The sequence below is a fragment of the Stetteria hydrogenophila genome (assembly GCF_054657575.1).
This window is the reverse complement of the sequence record NZ_BAAHYL010000002.1, coordinates 364,974-381,123: the sequence shown is the minus strand read 5'-3', so window position 1 is coordinate 381,123 and position 16,150 is coordinate 364,974. Positions and strand designations below refer to the sequence as shown.

Below are 16,150 nucleotides of genomic sequence, written 5' to 3'. Positions count from 1 at the left end.
TTAGGCCACCTCCAAGCCCCCGGCCATGAAAGCCACGAGGCCTATGAGCATGTACGCCAGGACCCTCGCCTTGTGCCTTAAAGCCTCACCCCTGCACGGCCGCCTCAGTATCCTGAAGGCCTCGTAGACAAGCCCCGCGTCAACCACTGCAACCAGGGCGGCGTAGGCGGCTGGGTGCCTGAGGAGGCCTAGGACGACGGGGGCCGGGCTCACGGCCACCGCTGCCAGGTAGAGGGCCGCCGCAACCGCGGCCGCCGCCCGCTCCCCCAGGGTGGCGGCTATCGTCCTCACACCGGCGCGCCTGTCGCCCTCCACGTCGGCTATCCCCTTAACCACCTCCCTGCCGAGGACCGTGGCGAACACCATGAACCAGTACACCGCTACCCTCCAGCTCCACGACCCCGTCAGAGCCGCGCCGTAGAGCAGCGGGAGCGCCACGGAGAACGCGACCATCACGTTGCCGGGGAAGCCCAGCCTCTTACCCCTCCAGCTGTAGGCCACCCCGACCAGCCAGCCGGCGAGGGCTATCGCGAACGTCGCGGCGCCCGTGAGGGCGGAGAGGGCCAGGCCCCCGGCGCTGAACGCTGCGAAGCACGCCCACGCCGCCCCAACGCTCACCCGGCCGCTCGGCAACGGCCTCCAGGGGGCGTTGACCCGGTCAATCTCCACGTCGAAGATATCGTTGACCACCATAGCGGAAGCCGAGATCAGGAACCCAACGAGGAAAGCGTTGATCGACTCCGGGATCCCCGGCAGCCCGCCCGACGCTATGACCGCGCCCACCAGCACCGCGAACCCAACCATTACGGAGTTAACGACCCTAGCCATCCTAAGGCACGAAGCAATCAACCACCGGGCACCCCTCCACCCCCACGGGCCTTAAGCCGGGCTATAACGTGTCCACGGCGGAGGCTAGGGCAAGGATTGGTGGGCCCGCGGGGATTTGAACCCCGGACCTCCGCCGTGTAAGGGCGGCGTCCTAACCAGGCTAGACGACGGGCCCACAGCCTCGGAGGGTTTCCGGTTCGCTAGTAAGGCGTGGAAACGGGTTATAAGGACTCCGCGTGGGGTTGAGACCCCCCGGCTCTACGCCTACCAAATCCTAGGGGCGTGGAGAGCGGTGCCGGAGGCCATTCCCTGCATAGGAGCCGTGGCGGCGGGGCCGCCCGTGTGGGCGGTGGTAGCGGGGGGTGGATTTGAACCACCGACCTCGGGGTTATGAGCCCCGCGGGCTACCAGGCTGCCCTACCCCGCTAGGTTACCCCGCCACTTTCCACGGGTGTTCCGGCCTGGGTTTATGTACCTTTCACCCGCCTAGCTATTTTCAGGAGCCTCTCCAGCTTCTCCTTAACCTTCTCGGCTGGAAGAGTCTCCCCGTCGAGTATAGCTATGAGGCCTTTGGGGTCGAGGAGTGCTGAGTAGCAGTCCCTAGGCACAGTGACCAGTTTAACCACTACCGAGTCACTATACCTTCCGTTGTAGGCGTAGAGGAAGAACGACTCGCCCCCATACTCCACTATGGCCTCGGCGCAGCCCCCCTTATCCTCCGGGGGGTACACTTTAACCCCCAGCCTCTCCAAGCCCTCGAGGAGCGCTTCAACCCTCCTCCTCAGAGTCGTCATAGTCCACCTCCACTCCCTGGGCTCCCGTCGTCTCTAGTTGCGGGCACGCAAAGTCGAGCCCCTCAGCTTTAATCTTGTACCTGGCCAGGAACGCGCATAGAGTGTCGGCGGGGATCACGGCCTTCTGCCCGTACTCCGTCTCAATGACTGCCAGGGACCCCCTAACTGTGACCCTAGCCCTAACCGTGCCCATAGGCTGCGCACCCACACCCCCACTCGACGGGGGCCCGTCATCCAGGTAGGCGGCCCCGGCTTAAATCGGCGCCTCCCACTCCCCCCGCCGTCTGCTGCTGGGGAGTGGGAGGGCTGCGGCTCCCGTAGTTGGGATCCCCGCTTCTAGGAGGCTATGGCCCCTGCTCCGCTAGGCTTTCGTGCTTGAAGGCTGTGGGGTTCAGTGTTTTGCCCTGGGAGGGCTTGGAGGAGCTGCGTGGCGGGCTACTGTAGGCCGTAGCTGCTGGAGCCGCCCTCCTCGGCTAGCTCGCGCTCGCGTGACCTCCTCCTGATGGCTTCGGGGTTCTTTATCTTCTGGATCTCGCTGGGCGACACGTACTCCGGCAAGGAGTACCTGGTCCTAGTCAGCTCCGCTATCTCGCCCCTGGCCTTCAAGTGGCTCAGGATCCTCCTCAGCCTGTCCTCCCCGACGACACCCTGGAAGATCGCCTTCAGCTCCCTCCAGCTCAGCGGCTCCTTAGCCTCGCTGAGCACGGCCTTGACTAGAGACTCTATTACGTCGTCGGACAGCGCCGTTATCACCTTGATACCCGGCTCCTCGACCAGCGGCGTAAACGCTCCGCTAAGCTCGCTCTGCAGCTTCTTCCTCAGCCTCTCCACCACTTCCTTCCTAACCTTCACACCCGCGACTGCACTCATATGAGTCACCTCCCACACTTCTCTACTATAACAGTGTTCAACTAACCTATTTAAACCTCTATCTAGACCCGCCTCTAGGCAACCCCCAGAGAACCCGGGGGGCCGGCCGCCGCGTGACAGGGGGCCGGAGGAGCGGGGCTACGCCCTCACGGCTGCGCCGCCGCCTTCCGCCTCGACGTGGTGGAGCGCGGCCTCCGGGAAACTGGGGCCGTTCCAGTGCAGCGCCTTGTTTAAGTGGTCCAGCTCGTTCTCCAAGTGCCTCTTAAGAGCGTAGAGCACGATCGCCTCTACTCTATCCTCGTCGCTGCCGCCCAGCTCTGCAAGCCTGCGGTCGATCCACTCAAGCTCAGCCTCGATGCCGCGGGCCTGCTCCGCCAGGAGGACGGCAACCCTCGATCCTAGCCTTGCGTCCACAGCTAACACCGTGCAGAAACTAGGCCTCCGGGGGATATCCCTCGGAAGTGAAGGTAACACTCCGGAATCACTCCAGGCGGCTGGTGGGGAGAGAGGAGGGGCCGGATCCAGGGGCGGGGGGCGGCTGGGCGGGCCCGGGATCCTACGCCTCCCCCTTCTCGATCTCCACCTTGAGGAGGCCGTCTCTCAGGAGGCTCTTAGCCTTGGCCCCCCCGACTGCGGAGACGAGGCCTGTCGTGAAGGGGGTTGTAATCAGGTTAACTGAGGACTCGACCTTGGACTCTATGACAAGCTTTCTGGCCCTCAGCCTGCCCACGCCGGGGATATTGACTTGGATCCCGTTCTCGTCAACCTCGAATTTAACTGTGAACACCCTAGCCTCTACGGTGATGTGGCCCTTCTGCTCCTTCACAGCCTTAATCGTTGAACCTAACGGGTCTAACGCCAGCCTGGCCCCGGACTTCTTGACGCTAACCGTATCCCTCTCAACACTCTCCACTGCAGGGGCTTCACTAAAGGAGGCCTCAAGCGTTACACCCTTCTCGGGGTCAACGTGAACCTTGAGGGAGTCTGCCCCCACCACGATGACGTGCTCCCTTACGTACTCCCTACCGGCGACTATTAACCGGGAATTCTCAACCCGAACTTCAACGCCCGCCGAGGACTTTACAAACATCTCCGGGCAGACCCCCCGGCTCTTAGCGCAGCGTCCAGGGCTTATTTACTATACCCCCAGTTTTCCCACGAATCAGGGAGTGCCTCAGGTATAGCGGGGCATGCCCCGGTGCCGAGTAACCGGTCTGAGATAAAGACCTGTATAGGGGGATGCCCGGCTTCAAGGCCCGGGGGAGCCTCCCGGGGGAGCGTAGTGCAATGAGTAAACTGCCACGGTTCGTTAGGGCTCTACAGTTCAACATCGAGGACCAGTACGGCTTCTACGCTGATAGAGTGACAGCTGACCTACTCCTGGAGATAGCGGAGAGGATTAGGGCCAACACGCTGATCGTGTTCGCCAGGGATGCCTGGGGGAGGGTCTTCTACGAGGGGAGCAAGCTGTACCCGAAGCACGCGAGGAGCAGGCTGGACGTCAGAGAGCTCGTGGCCAAGGCCAGGGAGAGGGGTGTTAAAGTCATAGTTATGGCGCTCCACACGGCGAATAGGCACATCTACAGGCTCCACCCCGACTGGGCGCAGAGGACTAAGGACGGCGAAGTCGTCGTCCTAGAGCACGTCCCCGTCGACGAGACTATTGTGGACCCGCACTGGCCGCTCATATGCATAAACAGCCCCGCCATGGACGAGTTCTTCATACCGGAAGTCAAGGAGGTCATGAACGCCACGAAGGCCGACGGCCTGCTGCTCGACAGCTTCAGGTATCTTCCCGACCTCTCGAAGGCCTGCTACTGCCTCTACTGCCGTGAAGCCTTCAAGAGGGAGACCGGCTTCGACCTGCCCCGCAAAGTGGACGTTGACGGCGAGGCGTACAGGCTGGCGTGGGAGTGGCGCTACAGGAAGGTGGTGGAGGCCCTAAGGAGGATCAAGACCGCCCTCGAAGAGGTAGCGCCCGGGACGCCGCTGCTCTACAACAGCCACCCCGCCGGGTGGGCCGGCCGGGCCAATAGGACCGCCGAGATGGCTAGGGACTATCTGGACGGTTTGTTCGCGGAGGCGAGCGAGGTCGACGCTAAGGGGCCCGGGCTGATCACGTTCATAACGAAGCTCTCGAGGAGCCTCATAGGCGTGGACTCCGGCAAGCCCGTGCTCGTGACCCGGAACCTCTTCCACTTCGTTAGGACGCCCCAGAGCGTCCCCGCCCCCACGGTGAGGCAGGGGGTCAGGGAGATCGTCGCGTCGGGGGGCATGCCCGTGGCCACCATGTTCTCCAGCCAGCTCTTCACCGACCCGCGGGCTCTGGACGCCCTCGCCGAGGTCTACTCCGAGCTGGAGAGGATCGAGGAGTACCTCGTCGGGGCGGAGCCCCTGAGGTACGCTGCGGTGCTCTACAGCACCTTCACCCACGACTGGTTCATCCACGACAGGCCAGACTACTACGTCGGCGAGGTTCAGGGCATAGCCTACATCCTCATGCACTCCCACAAGCCCTGGCTCATGCTCTCCGACAGGGACCTCGACAGCGGGCTGGACCCGGAGGAGTGGCCCGTGGTGATCGCGCCCAGCCTCGGCGTGCTAGACGACAGGGCGGAGGAGGCCCTGAGGAGGTACATCCACGAGGGCGGGGTGCTCGTGGCCACCTACACGCTGGGGGTTATGAGGAGGGACTTCACCTACAGGTTCGGCCTCGCCGCCCAGGACGCCCTTGGCTTCTACTACGAGGGCAGAATGAGGATGGGGTACACCTACGTGAACCTCGGGCGCCCCGGCGACCCCGTCTACGACGAGTACTGGGCCGGGCTGCCAGAGGCGGTTCCATTCGGAGACTACAACACCGCCTTCAGGAGGAAGAGGTGGGATCCCAGGCTAGGCGAGGTCTCCAGGGTAATCCCCGCGAGTGCCCGTGTACTGGCGCGGCTCCAGATGGCGAGGAAGCCGTGGGGCTACGAGTACATGCTCGGCAGGACCCTGCCGCCCCCGGGCTCCCTGCTCGACCTCCCAGCGGTGACTGTGAACGATTACGGCTCCGGCCGCGCGATCTTCTACGCCGTCAAGCTCGGGCTGCACTACAAGAGGCTCGGCCACCCCGACTACCTGGAGCTGCTGACCAGGGTGCTCGACAAGCTAGCCCCCAAGCCCCCCGCCTCCGTGGAGGCCCCCGACACGGTGCAGGCCGAATACTACGTGCAGGGAGGCGACAGGGTCATAGTGCACCTCGTCAACCACACCTACAACCAGAAGATCCTCGACGCGGTAATAGGGAGCTCGCGCCAGGCGCTGCCCCCCTTCGACCCGTCCTACAGCATCCACCCCATCAGGAGCGTCATACCAGTGCCGAGGGTCAAAGTCAAGGCCAGGCTGCCCGAGGGCAGGTACAACGTGAGGCTGGCCATATCGGGGAAGGAGGACGTGGTTGAAGCCGGCGGCGAAGGCCTGGAGTACGAGGTAGGCCCGCTTGGGGAGTATGAAGTCGTAGTCATCGAGCCCCGGCATTAGGAGACGGCGTTTTGCACTTTTAATAATCCCCAAACCGTTACAAGCCCGTGGGGGCCGGCAATGGCTGAGAGCTACGTTGCAAGGCTTGCCGAGGCCATACAATGGCTTGACAGGGAGCTGGAGGCGCACTCCCAGGAGGCATCGAGGAAGGCCACGAGCCTGCTTAAGGTCGCCGATTCCCTGGTAAAGGAGTTGGAGAAGGAGGTTGACAAGGAGCTCGACGAGCTGGTCCGGGAGCTGGAGTCGAATGTGGACGAGGCCATTAAGTCCATTGAAGCCGAATACGATGAGAAGCTGAGGAAGTCCGTGGAGGAGGTCAGGGAGAAGGCCAGCGTCAACTTTGAGAAGGCTGTAGAAGCCGTTGTAAGAGAGTTCATCTCGATGATTGAGGGGGCTCAAGGTTGAAAGCCTCCAGGTACGCCAAGGTAGTCCCAGTCCTCAGGACGCTGAAGGGCGGGCTTGCCGACGTTGATAAGATTAGGGAGCTAGCCTCCTCTGGCAGCGTCGGCGAGGTAATAGCTGGGCTGAGAGAGACGATCTACGCCCCCGCTGTTGAAGCGAAGACCCCCGATGAAGCGTCCAGGTTGATGTATGAGATCTACTGGGGTATCGTCGGTAAGATCGCCTCCAGGGCCCCTCCTGAGGCCCAGGACCACGCCTTCTCCTTCGTGAGGGTTGACGAGATCAGCGACCTCGTTGTAATCGCCTACAGGATAGCTAGAGGCATGGATTTCGAGGGCTCATTTATAACCGCGTCGGTGAAGGAGTCGACAGTCTCCAAGCTGCTCGCGAACCCTGAAGCAGCCTCCAGCCTCCAGAGGCTTGTCGAGTCAATCCCTAAGTGGGCTAAAGGAATAATTGCTGACGCCATCGAGGTTTTCAACGCAGCCCGTGACCCGATGGTGTTCGCCTACTACCGCCCACTGGCTAAGGCTAGAGTCCTCTACGAACCCCTAGCCAGCCTCGACCGCTACAGCTTGGAGAGGGTTCTCCGCGTGCTCTGCCCCCTCATACGCTCCGAGGCGGCCGCCGCTGCCATCGAGGCCTCAGCCGCGGGGATCAGGGACAGGGGCTTAGAGGCCGCGTGGAGCGTTGAAGTCACGGACTACTGCGGCGTCGACTGGAAGGGGCTCGCCGAGCTGGCCTCGCGCGAGGAGGACCCCTCGGGCGTTGCGGCTAGCGTGAAGCGCATGATGCCGGACGTTCGAGTCGAGGGGAGGACCCCGCTCGAGCAGGCGGCCAGTGCGAGGCAGTGGGGCAGGCGGGAGTCCAGGAGGAGGGCTGAAGCCGAGTTCTACGGCTACCCCTTCCACGCGGGCCTCATAGCGGCCGGGCTACTCCTCCTCCGCATGGAGATGGAGGACCTCAGGACGATCCTGCTCTCAGCCAAGTACAGGCTGGAGCCGGAGAGGTACGCAGTGCTCCTCACGAGGCAGGGGGTAGCGTAGCCCGGCTACTCCTCGCGGAGCCTGTAGTAGATCCTCCTCTTCTTCCTCCCCTTGCTCTCGAGCCCGACTAGCTCGACGTCGCCGATCTCGCACGTGTTCCTGACGTGCGGCCCCCCATCGGCCTGGATGTCAACCCCGGGAATCTCGACTATCCTGAGCACCTCAACGCTTGGGGGGAGCTTGTTCGCGAGCTTAACGAGCCCCTCTATCTTGAGGGCCTCCTCCCTGGGAAGCCAGTAGACCTTGACCTCTATGCACCTCTTGGCTATCTCCCTCGACTTCTCGAAAGCCTCTGTGAGCGCCTTCTTCCAGTCGCTGACCATGCTCAGGTCGAAGTCGTCCCTGGCCTTGTCGGGCGCTATGTGGCCGCCCGTCACGAGGGCCCCGTACTCCTTGTAGAGGACCGCGGCTAGGATGTGGCTGAAGGTGTGGAGCTTCATCATCCTATACCTCCTCTCCCAGTCTATGACCCCGCGGACCTCGACCCCCGGCTTGAAGGGGCTTGCATCCTCAACCACGTGGGCAACGTCGCCGTCCTCGTAGACGGCCCTGGAGACCCTCACCCTCCGGCCGCCCACCTCCAGGTAGCCCGTGTCGCTGTCGAGCCCCCCATGCGGGTAGGGGTGGAAGGCGGTCCGGTCAAGGTAAACCTTGCCGTCCTCGACCCTCACAACCCTGGCCTCGAACTCCCTCAGGTAGCTATCCCTCTGGAAGAGAAGCTCAACCATCCCAGGACGCCTCCCCGCAAGGCGGGCAGTCTACAGCGGGCCACCCGCTTTAACCATTAACCCCTCCAGGCGCCTGGGGAGGATTGGTTAGAGGCTATGGTGCGGGGGGTGGGATTTGAACCCACGCAGGCCTACGCCATCGGGTCCTCAGCCCGACCCCTTTGGCCAGGCTCGGGCACCCCCGCACCCAGGGACTGGTAACGCGAAGGCGCCGGGGGTTTAAGGCTTCTCCTCCCCAGGCCTGGGGCCTCGGCCCGCTGAAAGTAGCACATCCCCCCTCCTCGGGGTCGCACACTAGCGGTTGCTTCATCGGCCCGCCGGGGGTTTAGGTGAGTGCCAGGTTGATAATTGCCAGCGTCGCCTGGAGGGCTTCCTCCGTCCGGACGGTGAGCGACCCCTGCCCTGGGACGGTGTTGACCACTGCGTCGTAGAGGCTTTTATCCGTGTAGTCGAGCAGCCCCCTCCTGGGCCCGCCGAAGACGAGTAGCAGGCCCCTGGGGCCCACGGGCACGTCGCCCGGCGCCTTGACGCAGTCCCCGAGCCTGCTGGTGGCCACCACCGCTAGGCCCCTGCGCCTCGCCCTCCCGGCGACCTCCTCGACCGAGCCGGCTGTGTGGACGGTGAACCCGGCGTAGACGTCGCCCCAGCTGGACTGCACCCCGAGGAGGCGGCCGGAGGGATCCCTGCCTGTGACCTTGACCGTCACCAGGGATCCCGGCCTCGCCCTGCAGCCCCGCACCTCGGCGTAGCCCGGCGAGCCCAGCCAGGCGAGGCACCTGTCCCCCCTCGCCTCCTCCACGACACCGTCTATCAAGTCGCCCGGCCTGGGGTCCCGCGGGGGCAGGTGCCTCGGGATCTGGACGGGCGGCATCAGCCCTGCGTACCTCAGGCTGGGCTTGAGCGGGACAAGCCTCCTCCGCAGGTGGGGCGGGGTCATGGCGTACCTTAGGAGGTCCTCGAGCAGCCTCAGGTCCCGCTCGCTCGTGTCGGGGTCCATGAAGACGTGGACGGCGTCCACCCTGTAAACAGTGAGGACCCGGGCTATAACGCCGGCCTTAACGGTCTTCCACTGGAGCCCGGCCTCCACGGATAAAACGCTGGCGGGGAGCGCTACCTCCACCCGCCTGCCCCGCCTCCTAGGAGGCCAGGAGCTGCACGTCATCTCCTACCCTTCGAGCCCCTACCCTTACCGCGCTTCTCCTCTTCCTCCTTCTTACCCGGCTCCATGAACAGGGTCGTCCTCTGCCTTCCGCCCATGAAAGCCCACCCCGGCACTCCGAGAGCGTTGGCCGCGGGGTTTAAAGCCATTCAGCCGTGGGCCGGGCCGCCTTGGCCGGGGTTTTTATCTTTTTGCATCTTGAAACGCATACACCGCCCGGGCCGCCACTTGTTTCTATGGGCATGAGCCATGGCGCCCGCCCAGCACGTGGAGGCCGCGCCGGGGCGGGCCGCGAGCGGGGGGATCCCGCGGGGGGTGCGGTATGCCTGTTGACACGCTGATAGACTTCATAAACGGGGTTACCCACAAGATCACCGCGCTAGCCTGGGCGCTGTTTCTGCTGACGTGGAGCATAGGCTGGACGCTGAGAGGGGTGCCCATACCTTTCTCGAGGCTGAAGAGGATAGGCGGGAGCCTAGTCGAGGACTCCGTATGGGCCGCTTTCTGGCTCGCAGTCGGCAGTACGGTGTTCTCGATAGTCACGTACATCGCTAGCCTCCTATCTAAGGGAGGCGGCTAGTGAATGGCCGCCGGGGTCTACGACGTTCTATCGATAGCCTACTACCTGGCCCTGCTCACTTTTTCCACGGGCGTCCTAATCTACGCCCTGCCACTGCCCTGGAGGAGCGTTAAGTCGTGGGCACCAAGGCTCATAGGGGACTCGATCTACGCCGTCGCCCTCATATCGACGTACCTCGTCATCCTCAAGTTCACGGACTACCTGCTGGGCCTCCTCGGCGGGTCCTGGGACACGTTCTGGTCCTGGGTCTCCAGCGCCGTCGGCTTCATCACTGCGCTCAAGACCCTGGTTGTGACGATCCTAGCGGCGGCCAGGGCCCTCCAAGCCTCCTGGGTCGTCTCGTCGATAACCTGGCCCATAGACAGGGTCGCCAACCTCGTGCTGGTGACCGCGGCGACGCTCAGCGGCCTCGGCTGGCTCGTCTCGAACTACCGCGACATCCTGATAGCGCTGGGCATCGTGCTTTTGAGCCTGCCGCTCCGCATAGGCCGCTGGGCCGGGGCTTGGCTCATAGCGTTCGCCATAGTGTTCTACATAGGCCTCCCGCTCCTCCCGGCCTTCTCGGCGTGGCTAGCCCAGCCCCCCAGCGAGGGGGCCAGGTTCAACTTCACCGTGGCCAGCGTGAACCTGCTGGACACCACTGGGGGGAGGGTCGACTCGGGGGTGCTGAGGCTCTCGCTAACCCCCGGTGGCGACCCCATAGGAGTCTACCCGGTGGAGGACGGCATCGTCGATGGCAAGCTCGGCCCGGGCAGGGTCTCGCTCCCAAGCAACACCCCCATCTACGCCTCGCTGGAGCTCGACGGCCTCCTACTCCCCCTAGCCCCCTACCCCTTCACCGTGGAGGAATCCGGGATCCTCGCCCCAGGGCCCACCCTGAACCTAACCGCGGTGAACCTAGCCTACTCCGACGGCCTGCTCGCAGTGGTCACCAGCTCCTCCATGGTCTCCGTGGCGCTGGAGGTTGAAGGCGGCAACGTGACCATATACACCTGGGCCCCCCAGGAGTACTACGTCGACGTAAGGTACCCTGAGGGCTGCGTGGTTAACGTTAGCCACACGGCGGTCGCCGTGGAGGAGGGGAGCTGGGAGTGGAGGGGCGTTAAGGGCAAGACCCTGAGGCTGCACAGCGACGGCGCCATGGCCCTCACGCTATCCTACAGCGGCTCCTGCAGCCCCGACTTCAAGAAGCCAGAGGCCAGGGACTACCTCCTAGACGTGTGGGGCATAACCTCGCTCATCAACAGCGAGACCATAGCCTCCATCATACTCTACTACATCACCCTGCCAATCATGTACAACCTGACCCTAGCCTCCCTGGCGTACGGCCTGGCGAGGGTGCTGGGCGGGCGCGAGAGGTTCATGCCCAAATTCATCTAGCCCCCGGGGGCTGGTCGGGCTTGGAGCCGATGCTGGTCGTCACCTCAATCCTTGGCGCCGCCTCGATGGCTTTAATGGTTAGGAACATGCTCTCCTCGAGGGAGTCCGTTGGGGGGTCGAGGATAGAGTTCGCCGAGGAGAACCCCCCCGTGGCGGTTATTGACGGGAGGAGGGTTATACCGGTAGCCTACACGACCGTGGATTACACGAGCAGGTCGGTGAGGAGTAGCGGGGAGTCGCTGGTCAAGCTGGCCCGCAGCATGGGGCTCTCGGTGACCTTCATCTCCAGCCATCTGAGGCTTAGGAAGGACAAGCTGCTCAGGGAGATCGAGAGGGAGATGCAGAAGGCTGAGATGGCCTACAGCTCGACTAGGATGATCAAGTACAGGGAGAGGCTAAAGTTCCTCGAGGGCCTCTACGCCGAGCTCTCCAGGGTCCACATCCCCTACGCTTCCTCCTTCTCGTTTATAGTCTGGCTCCCCGCCGGCAACCCCGACGCCCTCTCGGAGGCCGAGGCGTTCAAGGCTATAGTGGAGGCCGAGCTGGGGGTGAGGCTCAAGCGCGTCGAACTCAAGAGCTTCAGCGACCTCGTGGAGCTCCTGGCCCACAAGGCCCTGCCCGGCCCGGAGTCGATGGCGCCCCTCCCGCCGCCGGAGAGGCCGGTGAGCCCGAGCGGGATCCTCCTCGGCAGGAAGGCCGGCGACCCCTCGAAGGTCGTGGCGGCGGAGTGGCCCAGGGACCTGGAGGCCCACGGCACAGTCATCGGCCCGACGGGGAGGGGTAAGACGGTGCTGCTCGCCGGCATCGCAGCCCAGCTAGCGCTCCGCTTCGGCGTCAACGTCACCGTCGTGGACCCGAAGGGGGACCTGGCCAGGCTCCTGGCCAGCGTCGCGGACGCGGTGCTGAAGCGGTCCGGGGACTCGCTCGGGGAGGGCCTCGTGGTCTACTCGCTCGCCGAGGCCCCCCAGGCCGAGAAGGGATCCCTCGCCGCCTCCCTGCTGGCGAAGGCGCTGGAGAGCGCCTACCGCGAGCCCAAGAGCAGGGTCGTGATCATCGACGAGGCGTGGCGGGTGCTGAACACCGACCCGGAGCCCCTCGAGGCCGCCGTAAGGGAGGGTAGAAGCCTCGGGCTCCACGTGGTCTACGCCGTCCAGACCCCGCACGACATACCTGCAACAGTGCTGGAGAACACGAGGTTCTACGCAGTCTTCGGGGGGCCGGGGAGGGAGTACGCGGAGGATGTCAAGGCTATAGGCCTGGAGAGCGTCGCAGGCAAGCTCCCGAGCATGAGCGTGGGGGAGGCCATAGTGAAGACTGCCTCCGGCATAGAGCACGCGCTGCTCTTCGATTTCAGTAAATACCTTTATAATCCTTAAGGGGGCCCGGCGCCCCCGCGGGAGCGAGACGCTTAGGGGGTCCACTCTTGGGCAAGCGGCTGAGGCAGCAGAGACTGGGGAGGGGCACGCCCACCTACAGGAGCCCGGGCCACATCCACCCGGGCCCCGCGAAGTACCCGCCGCCATCGAACGAAACTCTGAAGGGGAGGGTCGTCGAGCTGATACACGACCCCGGCAGGTACGTCCCGCTCGCCAGGGTTGTGCTGGAGAATGGAGACGAGTTCCTGATGCCCGCCGCTGAGGGCATGTACGTGGGCCAGGTCATTGAGATAGGCCCGGACGCCAAGCCCGTACCGGGCAACATACTGCCAGCCTACAACGTCCCGGAGGGCGCGCAGATATTCAACATAGAGCTTGTCCCAGGCGACGGCGGCAAGCTGGCGAGGCAGGCGGGGAGCTACGCCCTGCTCCTAGGCAAGAGCGGCGGCAAGGTTAGGATCAGGCTGCCGAGCGGGAAGGAGAAGGAGATACCAGGCGCCAGCAGGGTCACCATAGGGATCCCGGCGGGCGCCGGCAGGGTCGAGAAGCCCCTAATGAAGGCCGGGAACGCCTACCACAAGTGGAAGAAGAAGGCGAGGAAGTGGCCGAGGACCAGAGGAGTAGCGATGAACGCCGTAGACCACCCGTTCGGCGGCGGCAGCCACCAGAGGAGGAGCCACCCGTCCACCGTCGCCAGGGAGGCGCCGCCCGGCCAGAAGGTCGGCCACATCGCCGCCCGCAGGACTGGGAGGAGGAAGAAGTAGCCCCCGCCCTCACAGGAGGCCCATGATCCTCTCAGCGGCCTCCACCAGCCTCGAGGCCACGATCCAGGCCGGGAGCGGCCTCCCCCCGGCTATCCTGTAGGCCTCCACCGCCTTCCTCAGCGTCGACTTCTCGAAGTCCCCGCGGGGGAACATCCCTATGCCCACGGGCATCCCCGTCGCGAGGCCCCGGACGGCGACGTAGCCCGGGGTGGCGTCGCCGCCCTTCTCCCACATGAGGATCACGCCGCCGAACCGCCTCGTGAAGTCTGCGAGCCTGTCGGCCACCTTGTAGATTAGGGGGTCCCCCGACCCTGGGGGGACCCGCTCCTCCCTGAGGAGCTGGGCCATCAGCCCCTTGAAGCGCTCGTAGTTCTTGGGGATCCTCACGTCCGGCCTGAAGGCGAAAACCCTGCCGTCAATCACGTGCATGTAAACCTCCAGGGCTCCCGCGGCGTTGAGCGGCGACTCCAGCAGGTTCAAGAGGGTGACGTGGACTATGTCGGGCCGCCCCCTCTTCCACTTCCTCGGCAGCCCCGCCATGGCGTGGTAGTGGAGGCTCTTGTCGACAAGCATCTCGGAGGGGTGGATCCCGTACCGGAGCGCCGCCCGCCTCACCTGGGGGTGGTCCCACAGCTCCCTGGGAACGGTTTCAACCCCGGACTCTAGGAGGAGCACCCTAAGCCTCCACTCGCCCCCGCCGGGGGGCCCCGAGCCTGGCGCATCCACCCCCAATCCCCGGGGAGAGGGAGCCTCCTGGGATCCCCCGTTTTGACGGCAAAAAGAGGGGCAGGCCCCGGGGGGCTTCAGCTTGTTCTCCCCCAGAGCTCCTTCCTCCTCGCCTCCAGCTGCTCCACGGGTCTACCCATGTACTCTGCCGCAGTCACCATTCTAACCCCGAGCCCGGCGGCGAGGGAGTAGTGGCTCTCGATCCTCTCCTGGTACTTGAGGTCCCTGAGGAGGTGGTGGTCGTAGACCAGGGTGGCGGGCCTGACGCGCCTTATAACCTCGGCCATGCCCCTAAGCCCAGCCTCGACCGCCTCGACGGGCACTTTGAACCCTGCGAAGTACGTCGGGGGGCCTCCCAGGAAGACCACGCGGGGCCTGGGGGTAGACCACTCGGCGAGGATCTCCACCGCTTCAGGGTCTGCCGGGCCCTGGACGTCGCTGGTGTAGATTACCGACTCCCCCTCGCAGAGGATCCTCACCATGAGGACCCGGCCCACCTTGGTCCCCGGCTCCCCGTGCCAGACGGGCTCGGAGAACTCTATCGTCAACCCGCCGTCGAACCTGAACACCCTCCCATCTGCGTACTCGACCCTTACCCCCCTGCCCTCGAGGGACTTGAGGAACCTGGCCGCCCTCCCCCTCTGGCTCGGGTTTATGTCCTCCCTGGGGTGCTTCACGAGCAGCGTCTTGCCCCGGTAGAGGTCCGGCTCCCCCCTGACGTAGTGGTCGTAGTGGTAGTGGGTGACGGTGACCACATGGGAGTCCTGTATCTCCCTCCTAATCAAGTCTAGGGACTGCTCCAGCCTCTCCAGCTCCACCTCGTGGGGCGGCAGGCCGTAACGCCTCGGGGCGATGCTCGCTCCCAGGTCGACTCCGATCTTGTAGCCGCAGGCCTCGACTACCACGGCGAAGCTCCTCACGCCCATGCTGTCCGCAGCCAGCACCCTGGCCTTCATCCGGCTATCTCAACCCCCGCCTTCCTGCAGACTGTCACAAAGTCCTCCTCGCTTATCGGAAGCCACTTCCTAAGCCTGTGGTAGAGGCCCCAGTCGACCACCCTCGACTTGCCAACCTTCCTAGCCGCCCTGTTCACCTCAACGTAGAGCCTGGCGTACACGTCCTTCTTAGTCATGGTTGATATTATGGCCTTCTCCAGGTCGCCCTGGTACACGTACCTAGCCTTGAGGAGTATCTCGATGATCCTGTTAATCCTCTCCGGGACGCCTATAACCGAGCCCCTCAGGCTTATCCTCCTAGCTACGCCCCACGGGACGAGGTTGTCTAGGACCCTGCTAACGCCCTTCCTGGGGATCTTGTCCACGATCCCCCCTATGAGGAATGCATCCGCAGTCATAAGCTCCTCACGCGTGAGGTCGCGGGGCGCGTCGGGCCTGAGTATGTAGACCCGCTCCGCCCCCACGTCCCAGAGGACCTCGTTCGGCCTAGCCCTGGTTATCATAACCTTGTGGTACCCGAAGGCTTCGGCGAGCCACTGGCTGGTCTGGGCGTCAACGCTGGTTATAACCAGGTGCCTGTCCCAAAGGTACTCCCTGAGCGTCGAGAGCGCCACGGATATCTGGACCCTCAGGCTCGACAGCTCCTCCTCGGTGTGCAGGTGCTTAAGGACAAGGTCGACCACGAAGAGCGGGAAGGGAGGGTCTGGGAGCCTCTCCTCCACCTCCCCCGGGCTGACGGCCACCGGCCCGCTCGCCTCATCCACCAGGAGGGAGTCGGCCTCCTCCTCCCCCCTACCCATGAGGATCCTGAACTTCTCCCCGCCGAACTCCTCCTCCCAAACGCTACGGTAACCCCTGAAGGCGCCCTCCACCACGCTATACCCCTTGACGAGCATCTCGACCGCGACGTGCTGGAACCCGAGCCTCTCAACCCTCCTCTTTTGAAGCCACACCTTCACGCCCAGGTTGTGGAGCCCCTTCTCCTTCAGGACCTGCAAAAGGGCCTGCCGGGGGGTCTC

18 protein-coding genes and 3 tRNA genes are annotated in these 16,150 nt (G+C 64.3%); 7 read left to right on the top strand and 14 right to left on the bottom strand.

Features of this window, described 5'->3' with window-relative positions:
- The 8 genes from ACYQ3J_RS05430 to ACYQ3J_RS05395 all read right to left on the bottom strand — a co-directional run bounded on the left by ACYQ3J_RS05430 (position 1) and on the right by ACYQ3J_RS05395 (position 3,582).
- On the bottom strand, positions 1 to 849 hold the full coding sequence (locus tag ACYQ3J_RS05430) for a geranylgeranylglycerol-phosphate geranylgeranyltransferase (RefSeq protein ID WP_460125620.1): 849 nt from the start codon (positions 847 to 849) through the stop codon (positions 1 to 3).
- 76 nt (positions 850 to 925) lie between these two features.
- Positions 926 to 1,003 (bottom strand) — tRNA-Val (locus ACYQ3J_RS05425).
- A gap of 175 nt (positions 1,004 to 1,178) precedes the next feature.
- A tRNA-Met gene (locus ACYQ3J_RS05420) sits at positions 1,179 to 1,255 on the bottom strand.
- Between the two features lie 40 nt (positions 1,256 to 1,295).
- Positions 1,296 to 1,622: a hypothetical protein gene (locus tag ACYQ3J_RS05415; RefSeq protein ID WP_460125618.1), complete on the bottom strand. Its 327-nt coding sequence runs from the start codon at positions 1,620 to 1,622 to the stop codon at positions 1,296 to 1,298.
- A complete protein-coding gene (locus tag ACYQ3J_RS05410; protein WP_460125616.1) occupies positions 1,597 to 1,815 on the bottom strand; it encodes a hypothetical protein in 219 nt (72 codons plus the stop codon). The genes ACYQ3J_RS05415 and ACYQ3J_RS05410 overlap by 26 nt, the downstream gene beginning before the upstream one ends.
- A gap of 242 nt (positions 1,816 to 2,057) precedes the next feature.
- A complete protein-coding gene (locus ACYQ3J_RS05405; RefSeq protein WP_460125614.1) occupies positions 2,058 to 2,510 on the bottom strand; it encodes a hypothetical protein in 453 nt (150 codons plus the stop codon).
- A 120-nt stretch (positions 2,511 to 2,630) separates the two neighbouring features.
- Entirely contained in the window at positions 2,631 to 2,906 is a 276-nt protein-coding gene (locus ACYQ3J_RS05400; protein WP_460125612.1) for a hypothetical protein, read from the bottom strand.
- Between the two features lie 142 nt (positions 2,907 to 3,048).
- Positions 3,049 to 3,582: a hypothetical protein gene (locus tag ACYQ3J_RS05395; RefSeq protein ID WP_460125610.1), complete on the bottom strand. Its 534-nt coding sequence runs from the start codon at positions 3,580 to 3,582 to the stop codon at positions 3,049 to 3,051.
- A 149-nt stretch (positions 3,583 to 3,731) separates the two neighbouring features.
- On the opposite strand from ACYQ3J_RS05395, the gene ACYQ3J_RS05390 reads away from it, so the two are divergent.
- Genes ACYQ3J_RS05390 through ACYQ3J_RS05380 form a run of 3 tightly spaced genes read left to right on the top strand, consistent with a single transcriptional unit; the run spans position 3,732 to position 7,462 of the window.
- The gene (locus tag ACYQ3J_RS05390) at positions 3,732 to 6,014 is read left to right on the top strand and encodes a beta-galactosidase (RefSeq protein WP_460125608.1); all 2,283 of its coding nucleotides are present in this window, start codon (positions 3,732 to 3,734) and stop codon (positions 6,012 to 6,014) included.
- A gap of 60 nt (positions 6,015 to 6,074) precedes the next feature.
- Entirely contained in the window at positions 6,075 to 6,419 is a 345-nt protein-coding gene (locus ACYQ3J_RS05385) for a V-type ATPase subunit subunit G family protein (protein ID WP_460125606.1), read from the top strand.
- Positions 6,416 to 7,462 (top strand): V-type ATPase subunit, encoded by a 1,047-nt coding sequence (locus ACYQ3J_RS05380; RefSeq protein WP_460125604.1) that lies wholly within the window; start codon positions 6,416 to 6,418, stop codon positions 7,460 to 7,462. Before ACYQ3J_RS05385 ends, ACYQ3J_RS05380 begins: the two co-directional genes overlap by 4 nt.
- A gap of 5 nt (positions 7,463 to 7,467) precedes the next feature.
- Here ACYQ3J_RS05380 and ACYQ3J_RS05375 read toward each other — a convergent pair whose 3' ends face one another.
- The 3 genes from ACYQ3J_RS05375 to ACYQ3J_RS05365 form a co-directional block, all read right to left on the bottom strand.
- Entirely contained in the window at positions 7,468 to 8,190 is a 723-nt protein-coding gene (locus tag ACYQ3J_RS05375; RefSeq protein ID WP_460125602.1) for an alanine--tRNA ligase-related protein, read from the bottom strand.
- Positions 8,191 to 8,287: 97 nt separating this feature from the next.
- Positions 8,288 to 8,375, bottom strand: a tRNA-Leu gene (locus tag ACYQ3J_RS05370).
- Between the two features lie 140 nt (positions 8,376 to 8,515).
- Positions 8,516 to 9,310 (bottom strand): putative RNA uridine N3 methyltransferase, encoded by a 795-nt coding sequence (locus ACYQ3J_RS05365; RefSeq protein ID WP_460125600.1) that lies wholly within the window; start codon positions 9,308 to 9,310, stop codon positions 8,516 to 8,518.
- Between the two features lie 361 nt (positions 9,311 to 9,671).
- Here ACYQ3J_RS05365 and cedA1 point away from each other — a divergent pair, with 361 nt between their 5' ends.
- From cedA1 to ACYQ3J_RS05345, 4 genes are read left to right on the top strand one after another with little or no spacing between them, the layout of a single operon-like run.
- Positions 9,672 to 9,929, top strand: coding sequence for a DNA import protein CedA1 (gene cedA1, locus ACYQ3J_RS05360; RefSeq protein WP_460125598.1), 258 nt, complete (start codon positions 9,672 to 9,674; stop codon positions 9,927 to 9,929).
- 3 nt (positions 9,930 to 9,932) lie between these two features.
- Positions 9,933 to 11,309: a hypothetical protein gene (locus tag ACYQ3J_RS05355; protein ID WP_460125596.1), complete on the top strand. Its 1,377-nt coding sequence runs from the start codon at positions 9,933 to 9,935 to the stop codon at positions 11,307 to 11,309.
- A gap of 29 nt (positions 11,310 to 11,338) precedes the next feature.
- On the top strand, positions 11,339 to 12,685 hold the full coding sequence (locus tag ACYQ3J_RS05350) for a helicase HerA-like domain-containing protein (RefSeq protein ID WP_460126240.1): 1,347 nt from the start codon (positions 11,339 to 11,341) through the stop codon (positions 12,683 to 12,685).
- A gap of 47 nt (positions 12,686 to 12,732) precedes the next feature.
- Positions 12,733 to 13,449: a 50S ribosomal protein L2 gene (locus ACYQ3J_RS05345; protein ID WP_460125594.1), complete on the top strand. Its 717-nt coding sequence runs from the start codon at positions 12,733 to 12,735 to the stop codon at positions 13,447 to 13,449.
- Positions 13,450 to 13,458: 9 nt separating this feature from the next.
- Here ACYQ3J_RS05345 and ACYQ3J_RS05340 read toward each other — a convergent pair whose 3' ends face one another.
- The 3 genes from ACYQ3J_RS05340 to ACYQ3J_RS05330 all read right to left on the bottom strand — a co-directional run bounded on the left by ACYQ3J_RS05340 (position 13,459) and on the right by ACYQ3J_RS05330 (position 16,129).
- A complete protein-coding gene (locus ACYQ3J_RS05340; RefSeq protein WP_460125592.1) occupies positions 13,459 to 14,175 on the bottom strand; it encodes a 16S rRNA methyltransferase in 717 nt (238 codons plus the stop codon).
- Positions 14,176 to 14,252: 77 nt separating this feature from the next.
- Positions 14,253 to 15,131 (bottom strand): hypothetical protein, encoded by an 879-nt coding sequence (locus ACYQ3J_RS05335; RefSeq protein WP_460125590.1) that lies wholly within the window; start codon positions 15,129 to 15,131, stop codon positions 14,253 to 14,255.
- Positions 15,128 to 16,129, bottom strand: a complete 1,002-nt coding sequence (locus tag ACYQ3J_RS05330) for a tRNA (guanine-N1)-methyltransferase (RefSeq protein WP_460125588.1) — start codon at positions 16,127 to 16,129, stop codon at positions 15,128 to 15,130. The genes ACYQ3J_RS05335 and ACYQ3J_RS05330 overlap by 4 nt, the downstream gene beginning before the upstream one ends.
- Positions 16,130 to 16,150 lie beyond the last annotated feature (21 nt).

Coding starts and splice junctions, on each gene's coding strand:
- ACYQ3J_RS05350 (WP_460126240.1), top strand. CDS start 11,339: ATGCTGGTCGTCACCTCAATCCTTGGCGCCGCCTCGATGGCTTTAATG.
- ACYQ3J_RS05375 (WP_460125602.1), bottom strand. CDS start 8,190: ATGGTTGAGCTTCTCTTCCAGAGGGATAGCTACCTGAGGGAGTTCGAG.
- ACYQ3J_RS05395 (WP_460125610.1), bottom strand. CDS start 3,582: ATGTTTGTAAAGTCCTCGGCGGGCGTTGAAGTTCGGGTTGAGAATTCC.
- ACYQ3J_RS05385 (WP_460125606.1), top strand. CDS start 6,075: ATGGCTGAGAGCTACGTTGCAAGGCTTGCCGAGGCCATACAATGGCTT.
- ACYQ3J_RS05410 (WP_460125616.1), bottom strand. CDS start 1,815: ATGGGCACGGTTAGGGCTAGGGTCACAGTTAGGGGGTCCCTGGCAGTC.
- ACYQ3J_RS05355 (WP_460125596.1), top strand. CDS start 9,933: ATGGCCGCCGGGGTCTACGACGTTCTATCGATAGCCTACTACCTGGCC.
- ACYQ3J_RS05390 (WP_460125608.1), top strand. CDS start 3,732: ATGCCCGGCTTCAAGGCCCGGGGGAGCCTCCCGGGGGAGCGTAGTGCA.
- ACYQ3J_RS05415 (WP_460125618.1), bottom strand. CDS start 1,622: ATGACGACTCTGAGGAGGAGGGTTGAAGCGCTCCTCGAGGGCTTGGAG.
- ACYQ3J_RS05335 (WP_460125590.1), bottom strand. CDS start 15,131: ATGAAGGCCAGGGTGCTGGCTGCGGACAGCATGGGCGTGAGGAGCTTC.
- cedA1 (WP_460125598.1), top strand. CDS start 9,672: ATGCCTGTTGACACGCTGATAGACTTCATAAACGGGGTTACCCACAAG.